The 19059-nt window shown below is 39.1% G+C and carries 19 protein-coding genes and 1 other annotated feature; of the genes, 12 read left to right on the top strand and 7 right to left on the bottom strand.

The features are described from left to right. Window positions 1-10 precede the first annotated feature (10 nt). From pfkA to OZX60_03085, 3 genes are all read left to right on the top strand, one after another. The gene (gene pfkA, locus OZX60_03075; GenBank protein WEV45728.1) at window positions 11-973 is read left to right on the top strand and encodes a 6-phosphofructokinase; all 963 of its coding nucleotides are present in this window, start codon (window positions 11-13) and stop codon (window positions 971-973) included. 75 nt (window positions 974-1048) lie between these two features. Continuing rightward, window positions 1049-2551, top strand: coding sequence for a pyruvate kinase (pyk, locus tag OZX60_03080; GenBank protein ID WEV45870.1), 1503 nt, complete (start codon window positions 1049-1051; stop codon window positions 2549-2551). Window positions 2552-2701: 150 nt separating this feature from the next. After that, window positions 2702-3943 (top strand): TPM domain-containing protein, encoded by a 1242-nt coding sequence (locus tag OZX60_03085; protein WEV45729.1) that lies wholly within the window; start codon window positions 2702-2704, stop codon window positions 3941-3943. A gap of 28 nt (window positions 3944-3971) precedes the next feature. Here OZX60_03085 and OZX60_03090 read toward each other — a convergent pair whose 3' ends face one another. The 3 genes from OZX60_03090 to OZX60_03100 form a co-directional block, all read right to left on the bottom strand. Then, window positions 3972-4751, bottom strand: coding sequence for a type 1 glutamine amidotransferase (locus OZX60_03090; GenBank protein ID WEV45871.1), 780 nt, complete (start codon window positions 4749-4751; stop codon window positions 3972-3974). 5 nt (window positions 4752-4756) lie between these two features. Continuing rightward, window positions 4757-6109 carry a Mur ligase family protein gene (locus tag OZX60_03095; GenBank protein ID WEV45730.1) on the bottom strand — a complete coding sequence of 451 codons (1353 nt, stop codon included), beginning with the start codon at window positions 6107-6109 and terminating at the stop codon, window positions 4757-4759. Between the two features lie 109 nt (window positions 6110-6218). After that, entirely contained in the window at window positions 6219-6686 is a 468-nt protein-coding gene (locus OZX60_03100) for a hypothetical protein (GenBank protein ID WEV45731.1), read from the bottom strand. Window positions 6687-7024: 338 nt separating this feature from the next. Between OZX60_03100 and metK the strand changes: the two genes are divergently transcribed. Beyond that, on the top strand, window positions 7025-8218 hold the full coding sequence (gene metK, locus OZX60_03105) for a methionine adenosyltransferase (protein WEV45732.1): 1194 nt from the start codon (window positions 7025-7027) through the stop codon (window positions 8216-8218). 38 nt (window positions 8219-8256) lie between these two features. Here the strand turns inward: metK and OZX60_03110 are convergent, their stop codons facing one another. From OZX60_03110 to OZX60_03125, 4 genes are all read right to left on the bottom strand, one after another. Next, entirely contained in the window at window positions 8257-9495 is a 1239-nt protein-coding gene (locus OZX60_03110; protein WEV45733.1) for an MFS transporter, read from the bottom strand. A gap of 115 nt (window positions 9496-9610) precedes the next feature. Beyond that, window positions 9611-10834 carry an aminoacyltransferase gene (locus OZX60_03115; GenBank protein WEV45734.1) on the bottom strand — a complete coding sequence of 408 codons (1224 nt, stop codon included), beginning with the start codon at window positions 10832-10834 and terminating at the stop codon, window positions 9611-9613. A 165-nt stretch (window positions 10835-10999) separates the two neighbouring features. Next, window positions 11000-11815: a sugar-phosphatase gene (gene yidA, locus OZX60_03120; protein ID WEV45735.1), complete on the bottom strand. Its 816-nt coding sequence runs from the start codon at window positions 11813-11815 to the stop codon at window positions 11000-11002. Continuing rightward, window positions 11812-13116 carry an HD domain-containing protein gene (locus OZX60_03125; GenBank protein WEV45736.1) on the bottom strand — a complete coding sequence of 435 codons (1305 nt, stop codon included), beginning with the start codon at window positions 13114-13116 and terminating at the stop codon, window positions 11812-11814. The genes yidA and OZX60_03125 overlap by 4 nt, the downstream gene beginning before the upstream one ends. Window positions 13117-13318: 202 nt before the next feature. Here OZX60_03125 and OZX60_03130 point away from each other — a divergent pair, with 202 nt between their 5' ends. From OZX60_03130 to dapA, 8 genes are all read left to right on the top strand, one after another. After that, window positions 13319-14278, top strand: coding sequence for a thiamine pyrophosphate-dependent dehydrogenase E1 component subunit alpha (locus OZX60_03130; GenBank protein ID WEV45737.1), 960 nt, complete (start codon window positions 13319-13321; stop codon window positions 14276-14278). Then, entirely contained in the window at window positions 14268-15233 is a 966-nt protein-coding gene (locus OZX60_03135; protein WEV45738.1) for an alpha-ketoacid dehydrogenase subunit beta, read from the top strand. The genes OZX60_03130 and OZX60_03135 overlap by 11 nt, the downstream gene beginning before the upstream one ends. Continuing rightward, entirely contained in the window at window positions 15223-15597 is a 375-nt protein-coding gene (locus OZX60_03140; GenBank protein WEV45739.1) for a DUF1934 domain-containing protein, read from the top strand. The genes OZX60_03135 and OZX60_03140 overlap by 11 nt, the downstream gene beginning before the upstream one ends. Window positions 15598-15628: 31 nt before the next feature. Continuing rightward, window positions 15629-15701, top strand: a sequence feature (ribosomal protein L21 leader region). A 38-nt stretch (window positions 15702-15739) separates the two neighbouring features. Further along, window positions 15740-16051: a 50S ribosomal protein L21 gene (rplU, locus tag OZX60_03145; protein ID WEV45740.1), complete on the top strand. Its 312-nt coding sequence runs from the start codon at window positions 15740-15742 to the stop codon at window positions 16049-16051. A gap of 1 nt (window position 16052) precedes the next feature. Continuing rightward, window positions 16053-16379 carry a ribosomal-processing cysteine protease Prp gene (locus tag OZX60_03150; GenBank protein WEV45741.1) on the top strand — a complete coding sequence of 109 codons (327 nt, stop codon included), beginning with the start codon at window positions 16053-16055 and terminating at the stop codon, window positions 16377-16379. Window positions 16380-16394: 15 nt separating this feature from the next. After that, window positions 16395-16685, top strand: coding sequence for a 50S ribosomal protein L27 (gene rpmA, locus OZX60_03155; GenBank protein WEV45742.1), 291 nt, complete (start codon window positions 16395-16397; stop codon window positions 16683-16685). A 371-nt stretch (window positions 16686-17056) separates the two neighbouring features. After that, complete coding sequence (locus OZX60_03160; protein ID WEV45743.1) at window positions 17057-18139, top strand: aspartate-semialdehyde dehydrogenase; 1083 nt, start codon at window positions 17057-17059, stop codon at window positions 18137-18139. A 10-nt stretch (window positions 18140-18149) separates the two neighbouring features. Then, window positions 18150-19034 (top strand): 4-hydroxy-tetrahydrodipicolinate synthase, encoded by an 885-nt coding sequence (gene dapA, locus OZX60_03165; protein ID WEV45744.1) that lies wholly within the window; start codon window positions 18150-18152, stop codon window positions 19032-19034. The last annotated feature ends 25 nt before the right edge of the window (window positions 19035-19059 follow it).

Below are 19059 nucleotides of genomic sequence, written 5' to 3' on the forward strand. Positions count from 1 at the left end.
AATTTTATTAATGAAACGTATTGCTGTTTTAACCAGTGGTGGAGACGCTCCTGGAATGAACGCAGCTGTCCGTGCCGTTGTTCGTAAAGGACTATTTGAAGGCATGGAAGTTTTCGGGATTAATTATGGTTACGCTGGAATGGTTGCTGGCGATATCTTCCCGTTAACAGCTAAAGATGTTGCTGATAAGTTATCTCAAGGTGGAACCTTCCTATATTCTGCTCGTTACCCTGAATTCAAGGAACCTGAAGGTCAACTTGCAGGTATCGAGCAGTTGAAAAAACACGGTATCGAAGGTGTTGTAGTTATCGGTGGTGACGGATCTTACCACGGAGCTATGCGTCTTACTGAGCACGGCTTCCCAGCTGTGGGAGTTCCAGGAACTATCGATAATGATATTCCAGGTACTGACTTCACTATCGGATACGATACTGCAGTTAATACTGCCCTTGATGTAATCGATAAAATCCGCGATACATCTCGTAGCCACATCCGTACTTTCGTAATCGAAGTTATGGGTCGTGGAGCTGGCGACATCGCTCTTAATGCTGGTATTGCAGGTGGAGCTGATGAAATTATCATCCCTGAGGTTGAATTTAGCTTTGAAGACATTGCTCGTCGTATCAAAGAAGGTTACAAACGTGGTAAGAAACACAATATCATCGTTGTAGCTGAAGGTGCTATGGGTGGTGAAGAATTTGCTGAAAAACTTCAAGAACAAGGTGATGTTGGTGACCTACGTGTATCTGTCCTTGGACACATGCAACGTGGTGGAGCTCCAACTGCTCGTGACCGCGTTCTTGCAAGCCGTATGGGAGCATACGCTGTTGATCTTCTTAAAGAAGACAAGGGTGGACTTGCCATTGGTGTTGATGGAGATACCTTAGTAGCACGTGATATCATTGATACACTTACTAACCACAAACACCAAGCTGACAAAGCATTATACAAGCTTAGTCAAGAAATTTCTTAAAATTGCTATATAAATAATATTTATATATAAACTTTAACTTTACAAGAAAAAGGAGCATTCAAAAACATGCAAAACATGAATAAACGTGTTAAAATCGTTGCAACACTTGGACCAGCTGTTGAAATCCGTGGCGGAAAACGCTTTGGTGAAGATGGTTACTGGGGTGAATCACTAGACGTTGAAGCAAGTGCAAAAAACATTGCTAAACTAATCGAAGAAGGTGCTAACGTATTCCGTTTCAACTTCTCACACGGTGATCACGCTGAACAAGGTGAACGCATGAAAACTGTACGTCTTGCAGAAGACATTGCTGGACAAAAAGTTGGTTTCCTACTTGATACTAAAGGTCCAGAAATCCGTACAGAATTATTTGAAGGCGACGCTAAAGAATATTCATACAAAACTGGTGATAAACTACGTGTAGCTACTGAGCAAGGAATCAAATCAACTGAAGGTACTATCGCTCTTAACGTAGCTGGTGGAATCGATATCTTCGACTACGTTGAAGTTGGACAAACTATCCTTGTTGACGATGGTAAATTAGGTCTTACTGTTGAAGCTAAAGACCCAGCAACTCGCGAATTTGAAGTTCTTGTTCAAAACGACGGAATCATCGCTAAACAAAAAGGTGTTAACATCCCTAACACTAAAATTCCTTTCCCAGCACTTGCTGAACGTGATAACGCTGATATCCGTTTCGGTCTTGAGCAAGGAATCAACTTCATCGCGATCTCATTCGTACGTTCTGCAAAAGACGTTAACGAAGTTCGTGCTATCCTTGAAGAAACTGGAAACACTAACGTTAAACTTATTCCAAAAATCGAAAACCAACAAGGTATCGACAACCTAGACGAAATCCTTGAAGTTTCTGACGGTATCATGATCGCTCGTGGAGACATGGGTATCGAAGTACCATTTGAAATGGTTCCAGTTTACCAAAAAGAAATCATTACTAAAGCTAACGCTGCTGGACGTTTCGTTATCACAGCAACAAACATGCTTGAAACAATGACTGACAAACCACGTGCAACTCGTTCAGAAGTATCTGACGTATTCAACGCTGTTATCGACGGAACTGATGCTACAATGCTTTCAGGTGAGTCAGCTAACGGTAAATATCCAGTTGAATCAGTTCGCGCTATGGCAACTATCGACAAAAACGCTCAAAACCTTCTAGGTCAATACGGACGTCTTAACCCAGAAGACTTCGACCGTTCAACTGTAACTGAAGTTGTTGCTTCAGCAGTTAAAGATGCTACAGCTAACATGGACATCAAACTTGTAGTGGCTATCACTGAATCTGGTAACACAGCTCGTTTAATCTCTAAATACCGTCCAGATGCTGATATCCTAGCTATCACTTTTGACGAAGAAATCCAAAAATCTCTAATGGTTAACTGGGGAGTATTCCCAGTAGTAGCTGAACGTCCAGGATCAACTGACGATATGTACGATGTTGCTGAAGAAGTAGCTCGTAAATCAGGTATGGTTGAATCAGGAGATAACATTGTTATCGTTGCAGGTGTACCAGTAGGTGAAGGACGTACTAACACAATGCGTATCCGCACTGTTCGTTAATCATCAAAGATAAAAAAAGCATGACTTTCGGGTCATGTTTTTTTATTTATAAATAAATTTGGCTACTCTTTTTATTTTACCTCCTAGTATGATAAAATTGACCCAAGCTATTCATTAATATTCTAGGAGTAATGTAGTTAGGAGCTAAATTTGAAAGATTTAAGTAAAAAACAAAAAAAGAGTTTGGACCAAGCACTAGATATAAATTATGCCAGAGATAGGTATGATTATTATTTGGATAAAATTAAAGGAGTTAAAAAGGCCAGTCTAATAACTGTGGTCATACTTTCGGTTATTTCCTTTACTTCCCTGGTCTATCTCCTCTTTATCCTACCCCCTCAGGCCACAAAAATAAATGATTCAATCAAGGTTCTTGAACAAGAAAAAAAGGCCCTGCTTGATAATCCACCCTATGAAAGTCAAGCAGCAGGTATGGGAGACTACACCCTTTCAGCCAAGGACGAACATACCCTTGAAATTGACAAGGGGGAAACAATTAAGATAGATGATAATAACATCTTTGTATCAGATAATGCATCAATCATTGATCAGTCAACCAGGGAGGAGATTTATAATTTAAATAAAAATTTGGCCCAGTTTACTGATGGGGCTCAGTATATGGTTGTAACCATTGATAGCCTTCCTAAGAATGAAAGTATTGAGTCCTATGCTACTAAGATTTTTAGGAAGGTAGGGATTGGTAAAAAGGGGCTTGATAATGGGGTTCTTTATCTAATCAGTGTAAGTGACCGAAAATTTCGTTTGGAGGTCGGCTATGGTATGGAAGGAGTTCTAAATGATGCCAAGGCCGGCCGCATTATAAATGATGACTCTGTAGTGGATGATTTCAAGGATAAAAACTACAGTCAGGCCATTAAAAAAGTATCAGAGAAGGTCGTTGCTATTATGAATATTAAGGTTAATGACTATAATGAAGGAATTGATAAATTAAAGACGGATTTACTGGTTAAAAGGATAGTTCCATCAGGTTTATTGTTCCTAAGCCTTAGTCTTCTGATTGCTATTTTCTTCTATCTTAATTATTTGAAAAAAGTTGATGGTGAACTATCTAATCTCTATGATGACTACCAAAGGACTAGTGATCCTGGAAAGACTGATTTCTACTATTTGCTTGTCGCAGGCCCTTTGGTTCTTTTGACCTTAAACGAAATCTATAAGAATATAACCTTTGGGAAATTCAAGGAAAAGAATCCTGATACAGCCCTTCTTGCAAGTGGAATCTTAGTGGGGGACAAGTTATATAACGGTAGTGGTGCAGTCATCACTAACAACTATTCTAAATCTTCTTATAATCCAAGTAATAAATCGTCAGGTGGTGATAGCTTTGGCGGAGGATCCTCAGGTGGGGGCGGTGCCTCTGGTGGTTGGTAAAAAATAGTAAAGAAAAAAGGTTGAGTTTTTACTCAGCCTTTCTTTTTATGTCTTTAACGGTTTGTCCGCCCGTTTCATGCCCCAGTACCTCAGAAAATTCGGGAATGCTAATGTCTTCTCCGTATTTTTTAATAAGGGCCGTTTTAATCAGGCGGTAAGCCAGATTGGCATTTCTTGAAAGAAGGGGACCATGGAAGTAGCTTCCAAAGACGTTTTTATAGTTAAGTCCTTCTGTTTGATCCTCTCCGTTGTTCCCTTGGCCGAAAACGACCTTTCCTAGAGGTTTTTCATCTTCAGAAAGGAAGGTTCTTCCCTGATGGTTTTCAAAACCATAATAGGTTTCATCAAAGTCTTCATTATAGATTTCAATATCTCCAATGAAGCGATTGTTTTTCTGGCTCAGGGTATGGTGACCTAGGACTCCTAGTCCTTTAATCTTTTGCCCCTGGGCATTTTCATAGTACTTTCCTAGAAACTGGAAGCCTCCGCAGATGGCAAGCATGACACCCTCGTCTTCAATGTACTTTTTGATTTCCTTACTTTGCCTTGGGAGGTCATGGCTGATGATTTCTTGTTCATAGTCCTGACCACCACCAAAGAAGGCTAGGTCAAAGTCTGAAGCCTTGAACTCATCGCCTAAACTTACAATGTTAAAGGTCATATGGGCTCCAAGTTTTTCACCTACATATTTAAGCATGAGGATATTTCCGTTATCCCCGTAGGTGTTCATCAGATCCCCATAAAGGTGGGCGCCATTGAGGGAATATGTATAGTTGTCACCCTTTGATTCAATAGATTTGTACATAATTCCTCCTATTTCATCTCGCCTGAGATTATATTTTTATTTCTTAAAAGTTCACGCATCTCAAGCATGGCAGTATAGGTTGCAAGGATGTAGACATGCTTTTGGTCCTGCTTTAGGATTTCCTCAAGGACTTGGTTTAGGTTTTCCTCTTCCTTAATTTTATCTTGGTCAAAACCAGCTACACGGAGCCTCCTGGCCATTTCAGAATGTCTAACTCCACCAGTTATAATACCAGTTACATCCATTTCGGTGATTTCTTCAAAATTCGCATCCCAAATCCAGCTGGTATCAATTCCGTCTGCATAATTGGCATTAAGAAGGACAGCTAAGGCAAAAGGATAAGGGGCCATCTTAATCATATCAAGAACCTGATTGGCTCCAACGGGATTTTTAATAAGTACCAAGGTACAATCCTTATCTCCAAGTTTAAAGGTTTCTTGGCGTCCAAAAACAGCGTGGCTATTTTCAAATCCTTTTTTAATAACTTTTTTATCTAGTCCCAGATATTCAGCTACAGCTACAGCAGCAAGAGCATTATAGATATTATACAGGCCTCCAACATTAATTTTGTAGTCCTGTCCATCAATGATGAATTCGCTTGAAGTGTTTTTAATATCAACCAGCTGACTTAGTTTATAGTCAAGTGGGGGACGTTTGAAGCCGCAGTTAGGGCAGAGATAATCCCCAAGATTGGCATAGGTGTTTAGTTTGTATTCAAGGATTGAATGACACTTAGGACAGAGAACACCCTCTGTATTGTAGTGGGCCCGTTTAGGCTCATGTTTTTCAGTATCAAATCCGTAGTAAAGCACCTTATTTTTGATGGGTTTTGAATTAAAGAGTGGGCTGTCCCCGTTCATTAAAACAGTAGCTTCAGGGGCATTGGCTGCACCCTTTAGGATAAAGTCGTAGGTTGTATAAATTTCCCCGTACCTATCCATTTGGTCCCTAAAAATATTTGTAAAAACAAAGAGGGTTGGTTTTATGTATTCGGTAATTTTTGGCAGGCTAGCCTCATCAATTTCAAGGACTGCAACCTTCTTGCCTTTTTTTGACCCCTTAGGAGCTGTTAAAAAGGTTGAGACAATTCCAGTAATCATATTTGCCCCACTTGTATTGGTCGTTACAAGCTCATAGGCTTCTTCTAAAATACCCACAGTTAAAGCAGTGGTTAGTGTTTTACCATTAGTTCCAGTGACAACAATAATTTCATCATAACCTGTCGCAAGTGAATCAAGAATGTTTGGATCAAGTTTAAGGGCTAACGAACCTGGGTAGGTAGATCCCCTCTTGAAGAAATTTTTTAATATGAAATGGGCCGATTTACCCATTGAACTCGCAAAAATTGATTGTATTTTCATACTGATATTCTAGCATAATTTTAGATTTTAAAAAAGGAATCCTCACGCATTTGGATTCCTTTGTCTACTGGACTTAGACCTAAAGATCCAGTAAAGACTCTTTGCTGGATTAAGGTTTTTGATATTCAGGAGCAGTAATTTCGTCTGTTTTAACGACATACTTGTCTGTCAGAATCCATTCCCCTGAAGTGGAACTAGTAGGACCATTCTTAAAGCTTAGGCCAATACTATAACCAGGTTCATTTGCTATCCAGCTGGCTTCAAGTACCGTATCGCCATCTTTTGCTCCAGTGACATTAGTCGGAAGTCCGTAGTCTGCAATTACTTCTTCAAGGGTCGTCTCATTTACCTTTAAGTCATTGTATTTGTCAGAATCAAGAATGTCATTTCCCACCTTGCCATTTTCAGCAATCTTATTAATAGTATAAAAGTCTGTTTCACTGTTGGTATCTTTATTTACTGATGAAGAAATTGAGCTTGAAGATTCAGAAGTATCTTTTGAGGAGCAGGCAGTCATGCTTCCTACTGTAAAAAGTGTACCTGCAAGCACTAGTCCTTTAATAATTAATTTGTTCATATCTTTTTTCCTTGGCTAATAATATTTTTGTATGGATATTTCATTAGTGACTATTATACCATGGAATTAGGATCTTAATTACTGGCATGTAAATCTTAAAAGCTTAAAGAAAAAAACTCATAAATTTTTAAGTTAGGAAAACATTAGTTCCTGTAAGTATTAAAATTGATACTTATAATAAGCTTTTTGTCCCCTAGAAGGCAAGGTATTTTTGTGTTATAATCGGATAGTTAATTATTTGATAAAATATTAACTATTTAATAAGCAGGCTACAGTCCCGATGGTTGGATAATTGTGTCCACTACCTGTAACCGAAATACGAAAGTAGGGGGAATATAATGACCGAGAAGATTTTATTTACAAGTGAGAGTGTCTCAGAAGGGCACCCAGACAAGATTGCTGATCAGATTTCTGATGCCATCTTAGACGCAATTTTAACCCAAGACCCATATGCACGGGTGGCGGCAGAAACTGCTGTTTATACAGGAAGCGTCCATGTTTTTGGTGAGGTAACAACTAATGCCTATGTTGATATCAACAGTGTGGTTCGAAATACCATCAAGGAAATCGGCTACACTGATGCAAACTTTGGCTTTGACTACAAGACTGTGGGGGTTCATCCTAGTCTAGTTGAGCAGTCGCCAGACATTGCTCAAGGTGTTAATGAGGCCATTGAGGTGCGCGGAGATCAAACAATCGATGAGCTCGATTTAACTGGTGCAGGAGATCAGGGTATCATGTTTGGCTATGCCTCTCGTGAGACAGAGGAGTTTATGCCTCTTGCCATCTCACTTAGTCACAAGCTAGTCAAACGCCTGGCTGATTTGAGGAAAGAGGGGGTTCTTGATTATTTAAGACCCGATGCCAAAAGTCAGGTAACGGTTGAATACAATGAGGACGGATCTGCTAAAAGGATTGATACTGTTGTTATTTCAACCCAGCATGCACCTGAAGCCACGCTTGAAACCATTAAAGATGATGTGATTGAACAGGTGATTAAAGCAGTCATTCCAGCAGGGCTTCTGGATTCAGAAACCAAGTACTTCATTAATCCAACTGGCCGCTTTGTAGTTGGAGGCCCTCAAGGGGACTCAGGGCTTACAGGACGTAAGATTATTGTAGATACTTATGGGGGCTACGCCCATCACGGTGGAGGAGCCTTTTCTGGGAAAGATGCGACCAAGGTAGACCGTTCAGCCTCATACGCTGCCCGCTATATTGCTAAAAACATTGTAGCAGCAGGACTTGCTGACACAGCTGAAATCCAGCTGTCTTATGCCATTGGAGTAGCCCAACCAATCAGTATTCACATTGATACCTTCGGAACAGGAAAGGTTTCTGATGATAAATTGATTGAAGCTATCAGGGAAAACTTTGATTTACGTCCAGCTGGAATTATTCAAATGCTTGATTTACGTCGCCCAATCTACCGTCAAACAGCAGCCTATGGCCACTTTGGTCGAACTGACATTGACCTTCCTTGGGAACGTCTTGATAAAGTTGAAAATCTTAAAAAACTGCTTGATAAATAGTGGACTATATAAACAAAAAAACGACCAACTGGTCGTTTTTATTTATTGGTTGTTAAATATAAGGTAATTAAAGCAGCAGTAGCAAATATTAAAATTAGAAAAACTAAAAAATTAAGTGGTAGAAAAAGTATTAAGATTGAAAAAAGAGTTCGTGCAATAATATTACCCAGTGAAAAGTAGGTAACCATTCCACCAAAGATTGTTGCAAGCTTGTCCTCGGGCATTCCATTATAAATTAAAGCTCCCATTTTCGGATTTACAACTCCAATCAAAATATTCAAAATGAAGATAAGTCCAACAATCAAATATATGTTTTTAAAAAAAATTGCTCCAAAGAGGAAAAGATTAATATAGAGGCTGGCTTTTAGTATGGTAAAAAGATTAGCGTTTTTAAAAATGGATAGGGCAGCAATCCCTCCTAAAATTCCACCTAAAACTTCTGTAGTTGTTAAAATAGCAATTGTAATGGCTGACGTCTTAATTATTAAATTATTATTTTCAGAAAAGAGGAGAAGTAAGAGAGGGATGACTATAGCCAAACAACCATTTAAAATAGGTATAGCGAGTAAGGTGCTTTTAATTTCCTTGACTGAGAAAAGGTAATTGATAGAAGTTTTAAGCTGCTTCCAAAGATTATCAATCAGCTTACTTTCTTCCTCTTGAACGACTGGAATAGGATTTTCTTGTAGGATATTTTGGAGGGATTTTCGAATCGTCATCAAAACCAGATAACTAATCAAGAAGGTCAAAGCGTTAATGAAGGCTAGAGTTTGATAGCTAAGAAAAGTTATTAAAATGGCACTCGCAGATTGGAATCCAATATATAAGGCATTTGAAACTGATTGCCTAAAGGCCATTGTTTCTTCTCTATTTTCTGGCGTGACAATTCTATTTGATATGGGTGTGAATAGACCATTTTCGTACTGTCCAGCCAGATCGGCTAAAAAATTTACGATACTTGCGACTAGAACAATGGCCAAGGAAGGGTTGAATCCCATAACTAGAGCTACAAATAGGTAAAGAATTATCCTGAAAATTAAAGTTTCTTGAATTTTTCTAACCTTATCAGCTGTTCGGTCTGCTAAGTAGCCTGTAAAGAAGCTGGCAAATAAGGGTACAGTCTCAGAAATAGTAATAATAGATATGGCGAATTTACTATGGGGTAAACTTATTACATAATTCATTAGGGCCAAGTAGTACAGGGAGTCTCCGAAATTTGATATCATGTCTGATATCCAGGAGACCATATAAAGCTTATTGGTTAATATTTTTTTCATAAATCCTCCGTTTTAAATAAAGTAATAGGTTAACTTTATCATTTATCTAAAAGATTAGATAATAATAGCTGGACTATATAAACAAAAAAACGACCAACTGGTCGTTTTTATTATCCTATTTATGGCGATTGCGTAATTTTTTACGGGCCTTATAGGCTGCTTCACTTAAAGAGAAGAGTAGTTTGTTGACTGGAATGTCAAATTCACCAATGTACTCTTCAATTACTGGATTGAAATTTTTCTTAAAGTTTAGAAGTCCATCAGATTCTGACAGGGAATTTTCTAACCCTCCCATATTTAGGCTAGAGGCTCCATTAGTAAAGGCATTTTCAATTGACTGATACCAGGCTAGATATGAAGGGTAGTATTTTTGGAAGTTAGTATCCATTCCAGCATACAGATGTTCAGAATGGCCAGCGAAGTTGATGGTTAAACCACCGGCTACAGGGACGATATTCCCATTTGTTTTGATTATTTGGCTGATACTTTCAATATCCTTTTGGGCATGGCTAACTTCTTCCTGGTAGTGGGCGATTTTTTTACCGTTAGTTGCTGAGTTTTTATCCAAGAAGGCTTGAGCCTTGTCATGGCGCTTTTGAGCATCCTCTAGTAACTTAGAAAAGTCATAGTAAACCATGGTAATTCTTGCTTCATCAGGATAGGTTGTTAGAAGCTTGGTATAGTAGTCGCTATCACGCAAGCTAACTCCCTTTCTATCTTCTGTTTTTTTCATCAGAATAGAAAAATCTTCAACAAGCTCAGTCTGCCCGTATTTAATTACAGGGTAGCTATTTCTGGCCTTCCTTAAAAACTGACGGGTTTTCTTAGAAAAATCCTCTTCCTTGAAGTCTTCCTTGTAGATGAGGGCGTTAAATCTTGGTTGGATGGTAGCTGCCATATCAGTAGTCAAACCACTCCAGTGGGCTCCGGACCCTCTTAAATTATCAATAGCAAGTTTTGCCTGATTGTTCTTGACCATATCTTGCCCCAGCATTCCAGCCTGGTAGATTATTGGCGGATCAATCTTGATGAAAAGAGCCCTTCTTTTTTTACCATATTTTTTAAGGGTTTTGACTACAAATGCTACTAGGTTTTCGTCATTATAATCCATGATTGGTCCTCTTGGAATATAAATCATGGACATTCCTAGGGGAAGTTTTTTAATCAGTAGGCTTGCACTTGCGACCATTTGGCCATTTTTATAAAAGCCAATAAGCTCATTGTCCCAGTTATCTTTAATTTTTGCCCAGGAACTTGATTGGAGGAGGTTTACAAGCTCTGAGGATTTTATAAACTCATCGTGATCCTTCTTATCAATTCCAATTTTGTAGGTATACATTTTTTCTCCAAATACTAATCTTTTTTATTATGTTTTTACTTGAGGTTAGTCCCTTTTTAGAATTTTTTAGGATTAAACATCTCAAATATTTTTAAGAAGACCATCCCGCAAGATGATCTTCTACTATTTTATAATAAATTCAGTTATTATCAAGGGAGGACCTTCTTAAACTTCCTTGTTTAAGACTAATTTGTTGATGGCGTGGGCAACTCCACTTTCATTGTTTGTTTTTGTAATGTAGCTGGCAAGCTTTTTAATTTCAGGATTCCCGTTCTCCATAACAACTGGAGTACCAACCATTTCAAGCATTGAGCGGTCATTTTCTTCGTCTCCAATGGCCATGGTTTCTTCGATTTTGATTCCTAATTTTTCAGCTAGATGAGCAATTGCTTGTCCCTTGCTTGCATTTTTATTAAGAAGTTCCAAGTATACTGGGAAGCTTTTAACGATATTAAAGCGCTCGTAAAATTCACCTGGTAGGCTTTCGATGGTTTGGTCAATGATTTCAGGTTCATCAACATACATAACCTTGACGATATCTAAATCACAGATTTCATCTGTCGTTCTATAAAATAAAGGCATATTAACTAACCAAGCTTCTCTGACTGTGTATCTTCCGATATCGCGGTTTGGAGTGTAGACACCATCAGAGGTGATAGCATGAAGATGGATACCCCTTTTTCTTCCCTCAAGTTCGATGTCAAGGAAGTCTTGGGCACTCATGGTTTCACGGACAAATTCTTCTCCAGTATCGGTCGCCTGAACTAGGGCACCGTTATAGGTAATAGCGTAATCACCAGGATCAGTAAGCCCTAGCTCTTTTAAAATAGGCTCAACACCTGGAAGTGGTCGACCTGATGTAATTACGATTTTAACGCCAGCTTTCTTAGCTTCATTGACGGCTTTTTTAACTTCATCAGTAATCTCGTGGCGGTCATTTAGTAGGGTTCCATCAAGGTCGATTGCAACTAGTTTAATCATGGTATAAAGGTCTCATTTCTAATATATTTTTCAAATACAAGTTTCTCCTGGGAGAAAAGGTTATTGTCGCTAGTAATTTCTTTGGGATAGAAGAAGCGGTTGTCACCGTGTGTTGTACCTGCAAGTGAGGATACAATAGGTGATAATTTTGATAGCTCGATTAAACTGCCGTCCTTTTGAATAATCTCAATTTGAGTTCTTGATTTTTTAAGGTTGGGCCGATAAAAATCATAGGGCAGATCAAAATTTGAGTTAATCCCTGTGTAATATTCCGGATTGAAACCGCAGTTACTGACTAGGTTTCTTAGAATACTAAGTTCACCAAAATCTTCCTGGTCAAATTTTATAGATTTCAAAACCCTTCGGTTGATAAAAGACTTGGCCAAATCAGATAGGATACTATCATCATAATCCATCCAGTCTTGAAAGTAGGTATTCATGACACCATCATCAAGGGCCAGATAATCCTTGAGGTTATAGTCACCTTTGAAGAAGGGGATTAGCTTTTTCGAAGAAAGTTCAAAATAAGTAGGCTCTTCCAAGTAGAGTTTCTTAGCTCTTTTTAGGAGGTTTTTAAGCAAAACCTCCATGGCCCGGCTTGCCGGGTGAAAATAAACCTGCATATACATTTGATAACGACTGACTATATAGTCTTCTACAGCGTGCATTCCCTGAATTTTAAAGGCTATGCCGTTTTCAATGGGTTCAATCACTCTGAGAATCCTTCTTAGATCAAATTGACCATAAAGAGCCCCTGTATAGTAAGCATCCCTTAAAAGATAGTCCATTCGGTCAGCGTCGATCTGGCTGGAAATAAGCTGGACAACCTGCTGATTAGGATAGGCATGAGTGATGACACTTGCCACCTTATCAGGAAAATCAGGAGATACTCTTTTAAGGATTTTATTAATCTCAGTTGTAGGGTTTGTAATAATCTCAACTGTGATATATTCATGGTCGGTGTCAAAAAGTGTCTCAAAGGTATGAGAATAGGCACCATGTCCCAAGTCATGAAGGAGGGCAGCACACCAGGTTACAAGATTTTCTTCAGGATTCCAGACTTCTGGATACTTATCTGTAAAGATCTCGGTGATTTCTTTGGCGATATGATAGACACCCATGCAGTGAGAAAAGCGACTGTGCTCTGCACCGTGGAAGGTAAAACTATTAGTGCCAAGTTGTTTAATCCGCCTTAACCTCTGAAATTCAGGGGTATTTATTAGATCATAAATAATTTGATTATCAACATGGATATAGTTATGAACAGGATCTCTGAACACTTTTTCGATTTTACTGGTCATAGGAAACCTCCTTGCCTTATTATACGAAAAAAGCCCTTAAATTACATGAATTTGCTGTGAAAAACAAATCAAAGTTTGAAAGGGTAATTGAAAGTATATTAAAATACATTAAAGTACAACAAAGAAGGAAAAGATTTCCTTTCAGGCTTAAGCTTTATGGTATAATTGACCCACACGCTTAAATTCAATAGAAAGGAAAGTAATGAATAATAAATATGAACTCAGTAGCCTCCTTAAATGGTACTCAACCATGCTTGAGATTAGGCACTTTGAAAATATTTTAGATGACTATAACCGGGCTGGAAACCTGTACGGAACTACTCATCTATATAACGGACAAGAGGCTGTAGCTACTGGAATTTGCCTGCAGCTTGAGGATGAAGACTTAATCCTTTCGACCCACAGAAATCATGGTCATGCCCTAGCTAAGGGAACAGATAGCTATCAGATGTTTGCTGAGATTTTTGGAAAAAAAACAGGAACCAATGGTGGTAAGGTGGGCAGCATGCACATTAGTGACCCATCAATCGGTAATATGGGAGGAAATGGAATTGTTGGAGGGAATTTTCCTATAGCCTTAGGACTTGCTACAGCTTTTAAAATGGACCACAAGAATCAGGTTGTTATCTGTTTTTCAGGGGACGGTGCAACCAATGAGGGAACCTTTCATGAATCCCTAAACCTTGCAAGTATTTGGAAGCTTCCTATTATCTTTGTTATCGAAAATAATCAATATGCCATGTCAAGTGATGCCAGCAAGATGATTGCAGGCAATATCGCAGGCCGTGCTGACGCCTACAAGATGAAAAGCTTTAGGGTAGATGGTCAGGACATCTTTGAAGTGGATAGAGTTTTTGAAGAAGCAAGAGGGATTGCTAGGAAAGAACCCGTTCTTATTGAGGCCATGACCTATCGTTTTCGTGGTCATTCAAGAAGTGATGCCGAAAAATATCGTAGCAAGGATGAATTTTTAAAGTATGAAGATCCCATCCTGAAGCTAAGAAATATTTTAATCACTGACTACAATGTATCGCCCGATCAATTAGCCCTTCTTGATGAGAAGGCCTATAAGAAGATGGAAATGGATGCTAAAAGGGCCTGGGTCGACGAACCAGCTGAGTTTGATTTAAATAATCTAGAGGGAGAGATTTATGCCGACTAGAAAATTAACCTACCTGCAAGCAGTGAATGAAAGTCTTCATCAAATCCTTGAGGAAGTGCCAGAGAGCTATCTTTTAGGTGAGGATGTAGGAGCTTACGGGGGAGGCTTCGGAGCCACTGCAGGGCTTATTGAAAAATATCCCGGGCGCGTGCTTGAAACGCCAATCAGTGAGGCAGCTATCACAGGTATTGCCACAGGTTCTGCCATTATGGGCAAAAGACCGATTCTTGAAATCCAGTTCTCAGATTTCTTAACCGTAGCCATCGATCAGCTGGTTAACGAGGCAGCAAAGATTTATTATTTAAGTAACGGCCAGGAAAAAGTTCCCATGGTTATTCGAACAGCTTCAGGCAGTGGTACTGGAGCAGGCCCCCAGCATTCCCAGTCCCTAGAAAATTGGCTGGCTCATGTTCCTGGACTAATCGTTGCCATGCCAAGTAATCCCTATGATGCCAAAGGAATCCTTCTTGCAGCTGTCAAAAATAACAATCCGGTCATTTTATTTGAACCCAAGTCCCTATATAAAAAGCCCTCAGATATTGATATTCCAGAAGAGCTTTACGAGGTTGAGCTTGGTAAGGCAAAACTTGTTAGAGAAGGAAGTGACCTAACAGTTATTGCCCTTGGACGCATGGTTGATATTATTAAAAATATGGATGTAAACCCCAGCTTAAATATCGTTGACCCAGTTACCATAAGCCCCTTGGATATCCAAGGTCTGTTAAAAGAAGCTAATAAAACGAATAAAGTTTTAATTCTTACAGAAAGTATTGCAAGATCAGGGATTTCAGCAGAAATTTTCACTCAATTATATGAGGCAGGTTTTAAAGGTACTATGAAGCGTTTGGGTGGAAAATTTTCTCCGATTTCAGCCGCAAAATCAATCGAGGAAAATCTCATCCCGACCCAAGAAGAAATTAAACAAGCCATTGAGGAATTAATGCATGAAAATTAAAATCAAAAATACCATCCTTGTCGAAGGCCAAAAAGAGGTCATTGAAAATGCCTATCAGGGGGAGGTTATCCAGAAGAAGGATAATATCTACCTGTCTTATGTGGATGAGGAAGAAAGAAAGAATGTTATTAAAATAGGAGCTGACAGTCTGGTTTTAACTCGTTTTTCAAACCCAAAAACTAAGATGGAATTTAGACTAGGACAGGCTCCAGCAACCATCATAACTCCTGTAGGTATTCAAGAGTTAGTTACGGAAACCCGTGCCTTTAGGCAGGGAGAAGGACTTGTTGAACTCGACTATAGCCTCCTGCAAAATAATTTAAAATTTGCTGATTATAAGCTTGAAATTAGATTTAGCTTATGATAGAATATAAACGTTGACTTTGTGATACCTTCATGAAGTACAACCGCTCGAAGAGATGTAGAAGAGGTTTCGGCCCACATCCTGAGGCGAGTCTGACTAAAGGCTTTAAGGCCTAATAAAAATCTAATAAGGAGGAATCACAATGACTTATGCAATCGTAAAAACTGGTGGTAAGCAAGTAAAAGTAGAAGTTGGTCAAACTATCTACGTTGAAAAACTTGATGTTGAAGCTGGGAGCGAAGTAACTTTCACTGAAGTTGTTCTTGTTGGTGGTGAGAACACTACTGTTGGAACTCCATTCGTATCAGGAGCTACTGTAGTTGGTGAAGTTGAAAAACATGGTAAACAAAAGAAAGTTGTAACTTTCAAATACAAACCTAAAAAACACTCTCACCGTAAACAAGGACACCGTCAACCTTACACTAAAGTTGTAATCAAAGCTATCAACGCTTAATATGATTAAAGCTTTCATTAAGGAAAAAAACGGTAAGTTTGTTTCTTATGAGCTATCTGGCCACGCCCAAAGCGGCGAGTTCGGTCATGATATCGTATGCTCAGCTGTTTCAGTTATGGCCATCACAACTGCAAATAACATCGAACGCATGACTGGAGTTAAATCTTTAGTTGATGCCTCTGATGGTTACCTGTATTTTGAGGTCGCAGCTGATATGGCGCCCGAGCAAGATCAAATCGCTCAGATCCTTCTAAAGAACTTTAAGCTCTCAATGGAAGATATTGCATCTGAGTATGGTGATTTCTTAGAATTCACCCACAAAAACTAATAGGAGGAAATAAGAATGTTGAAATTAAATCTTCAATTATTTGCCCACAAAAAAGGTGGAGGTTCTACATCAAATGGACGTGATTCTCAATCAAAACGTCTTGGTGCTAAAGCCGCTGATGGACAAACTGTAACTGGTGGATCTATCCTTTACCGTCAACGTGGAACTCATATTCACCCAGGAGCTAACGTTGGTCGTGGTGGAGATGATACTTTATTCGCTAAAATCGAAGGTGTTGTTCGTTTCGAACGTAAAGGCCGCGATAAAAAACAAGTTTCTGTTTACCCAGTAGCTAAAAAAGCGTAATAAGTGAAAGATACTGACTTCGGTCAGTGTCTTTTTATTTTACCCCTTGTAAACTTGCCTCAGATAGGCTATAATTAATATATGCGATGAGTCGAGTATTGGTACTTAGGTACCGGTTTCGAGCATGGATATCTGGGGCTTAGCCCGTCAAGGATTGATGAGATATTGACCAGCTTGTGTGAACCTCGCTGGACACAGGTTTAATACCTGCCATATTAGAAGACCTAGAAATAGGTCTTTTTTTGTAGAAAAAATTTAGCTTGTGTGAAAGTTTTTTGTAAGTTTATGAAAAGCCAATCTTTTTGTTGAATGTCGAAAATTTTCATAGTATAATTAATAAAAAATTTAGAATTTTCCAAAAGGAGCTTAATATGTCAAAATCATACACAGTAGCTGTTGTAGGTGCTACAGGAGCAGTAGGGACTCAGATGATTCGAATGCTTGAAGAATCAACCCTTCCAATCAAAGAAATTAAATTGTTAGCAACAATCAATTCAGCTGGTAAGGTTTTGAAATATAAGGGCCAAGATATCGTTGTCGAAGAAACCAAAGAAGATTCCTTTGAAGGGGTAGATATTGCCCTCTTTTCTGCAGGTGGTAGTGTTTCAGCTAAGTTTGCGCCTTATGCCGTTAAGGCAGGAGCTGTTGTAGTCGACAATACTAGTCACTTTAGAATGAACAAGGATACTCCTTTGGTTGTGCCTGAGGTAAACCCACAAGCTCTTGATGACCACAAGGGGATTATTGCCTGTCCTAACTGTTCAACCATCCAAATGATGGTAGCTCTTGAGCCAGTTCGCCGTAATTTTGGTCTTAAAAGAATTATTGTTTCAACTTATCAGGCAGTATCAGGGGCAGGAGCTAAGGCCATTGAAGAGACCATCAATGAACTAAAAGATGTAGTTAATGACGGAGTTGATCCAAAAGACTTGAAAGCTCAGATTCTTCCGTCAGCAGGGGATAAAAAACACTATCCAATTGCCTTCAATGCCCTACCACAAATCGATGTCTTCACAGATAATGACTACACCTATGAAGAGATGAAGATGACCAATGAAACTAAGAAAATCATGGAAGATGATAACATTCAAGTTTCAGCTACCTGTGTTCGTATTCCAGTAATAACAGGACATTCTGAGTCTATTTACATTGAGACAGAAGAAGCAGCAGATATTGCTCAAATTAAAGAGGTTATTGCCCAGTTCCCTGGTGCCATCCTTGAAGATGATGTTAAAAATCAAATTTATCCACAGGCTATTACAGCTAGTGGTCAAAAAGAAACCTTTGTTGGACGTTTAAGAAAGGACTTAGATGTCGCAAATGGGGTTCATATGTGGGTTGTTTCAGATAACCTCCTTAAGGGAGCGGCCTGGAACTCAGTTCAAATTGCTGAAACCCTCCACGAAAGAAACCTTGTAAGACCAACTGAAGAAGTAGTTTTTGATCTATACTAAAAGGAGATAAATGATGGCTAACCCTTTGAAAGATTCACACATAATTACAGCACTTGTAACACCTTTTACCGAGAGTGGTGACATTAATTTTAAGGCCCTGCCAAAATTAATTGAACACCTCCTTGCCCACCATACTGAAGGTCTAATCCTTGCAGGTACAACTGGAGAAAGTCCAACCCTAACCCACGATGAGGAGCTTGAATTATTCCAGGCAGTCCAAGAGATTGTCGCAGGTCGTGTTCCTCTTATTGCAGGTGTGGGTACCAATGATACAAGGGACTCAGTCGACTTTGTTAAAGAAGTTGATACTTTTGGCGGTTTTGCTGCAGGCCTTGCTGTTGTACCTTACTACAACAAGCCTAGTCAGGAAGGACTATTCAGGCACTTTACGGCCATAGCTGATGCAAGTGATCTGCCAATCATTCTTTATAATGTACCAGGACGTACTGTGGCCTGCCTAGAGGTGGAAACAACCTTGCGACTGGCTAACCATCCTAATATTATTGGGGTCAAGGAATGTACAGGTGTTGACCGCTTAAGTGAACTTATTGAAGGGGCGCCAGAAGGCTTCTTAGTTTATACAGGAGAAGATGATTTAGCCTTTCATGCTAAAGCTTTAGGAGCTCAAGGAGTAATCAGTGTTACCTCGCATGTTGCAGGAGACGATTTCTTCCAAATTTTTGAAAATCTTGATGAAGGTAAAGTTCAAGAAGCTGCAAAAATTCAAAGAAAACTACTTCCAAAGGTTAAAGCTATGTTCTCTCTACCAAGTCCAGCTCCAGTTAAGGCTGTACTAAATAGCCAAGGATTTGAAGTTGGTCCCCTTCGTTTACCGCTTGTAGCCGCAAGTGAAGAGGAAGCAACTAGGATAATTTCAATTATTAATAACAAGTAAAAGACGAACATTTATCTGTTAAGTC

This window comes from Streptococcaceae bacterium ESL0687, from assembly GCA_029392475.1.
Taxonomy (GTDB): Bacteria; Bacillota; Bacilli; order Lactobacillales; family Streptococcaceae; genus Floricoccus.

What these genes read in the sequence shown, in the direction of transcription:
- OZX60_03135 (WEV45738.1), top strand. Translation starts at nt 14,268, where the DNA reads ATGCCGACTAGAAAATTAACCTACCTGCAAGCAGTGAATGAAAGTCTT.
- OZX60_03110 (WEV45733.1), bottom strand. Translation starts at nt 9,495, where the DNA reads ATGAAAAAAATATTAACCAATAAGCTTTATATGGTCTCCTGGATATCA.
- OZX60_03100 (WEV45731.1), bottom strand. Translation starts at nt 6,686, where the DNA reads ATGAACAAATTAATTATTAAAGGACTAGTGCTTGCAGGTACACTTTTT.
- rpmA (WEV45742.1), top strand. Translation starts at nt 16,395, where the DNA reads ATGTTGAAATTAAATCTTCAATTATTTGCCCACAAAAAAGGTGGAGGT.
- dapA (WEV45744.1), top strand. Translation starts at nt 18,150, where the DNA reads ATGATGGCTAACCCTTTGAAAGATTCACACATAATTACAGCACTTGTA.
- pyk (WEV45870.1), top strand. Translation starts at nt 1,049, where the DNA reads ATGAATAAACGTGTTAAAATCGTTGCAACACTTGGACCAGCTGTTGAA.
- OZX60_03140 (WEV45739.1), top strand. Translation starts at nt 15,223, where the DNA reads ATGAAAATTAAAATCAAAAATACCATCCTTGTCGAAGGCCAAAAAGAG.
- metK (WEV45732.1), top strand. Translation starts at nt 7,025, where the DNA reads ATGACCGAGAAGATTTTATTTACAAGTGAGAGTGTCTCAGAAGGGCAC.
- OZX60_03125 (WEV45736.1), bottom strand. Translation starts at nt 13,116, where the DNA reads ATGACCAGTAAAATCGAAAAAGTGTTCAGAGATCCTGTTCATAACTAT.
- OZX60_03095 (WEV45730.1), bottom strand. Translation starts at nt 6,109, where the DNA reads ATGAAAATACAATCAATTTTTGCGAGTTCAATGGGTAAATCGGCCCAT.
- pfkA (WEV45728.1), top strand. Translation starts at nt 11, where the DNA reads ATGAAACGTATTGCTGTTTTAACCAGTGGTGGAGACGCTCCTGGAATG.
- OZX60_03160 (WEV45743.1), top strand. Translation starts at nt 17,057, where the DNA reads ATGTCAAAATCATACACAGTAGCTGTTGTAGGTGCTACAGGAGCAGTA.
- rplU (WEV45740.1), top strand. Translation starts at nt 15,740, where the DNA reads ATGACTTATGCAATCGTAAAAACTGGTGGTAAGCAAGTAAAAGTAGAA.
- yidA (WEV45735.1), bottom strand. Translation starts at nt 11,815, where the DNA reads ATGATTAAACTAGTTGCAATCGACCTTGATGGAACCCTACTAAATGAC.
- OZX60_03150 (WEV45741.1), top strand. Translation starts at nt 16,053, where the DNA reads ATGATTAAAGCTTTCATTAAGGAAAAAAACGGTAAGTTTGTTTCTTAT.
- OZX60_03115 (WEV45734.1), bottom strand. Translation starts at nt 10,834, where the DNA reads ATGTATACCTACAAAATTGGAATTGATAAGAAGGATCACGATGAGTTT.
- OZX60_03130 (WEV45737.1), top strand. Translation starts at nt 13,319, where the DNA reads ATGAATAATAAATATGAACTCAGTAGCCTCCTTAAATGGTACTCAACC.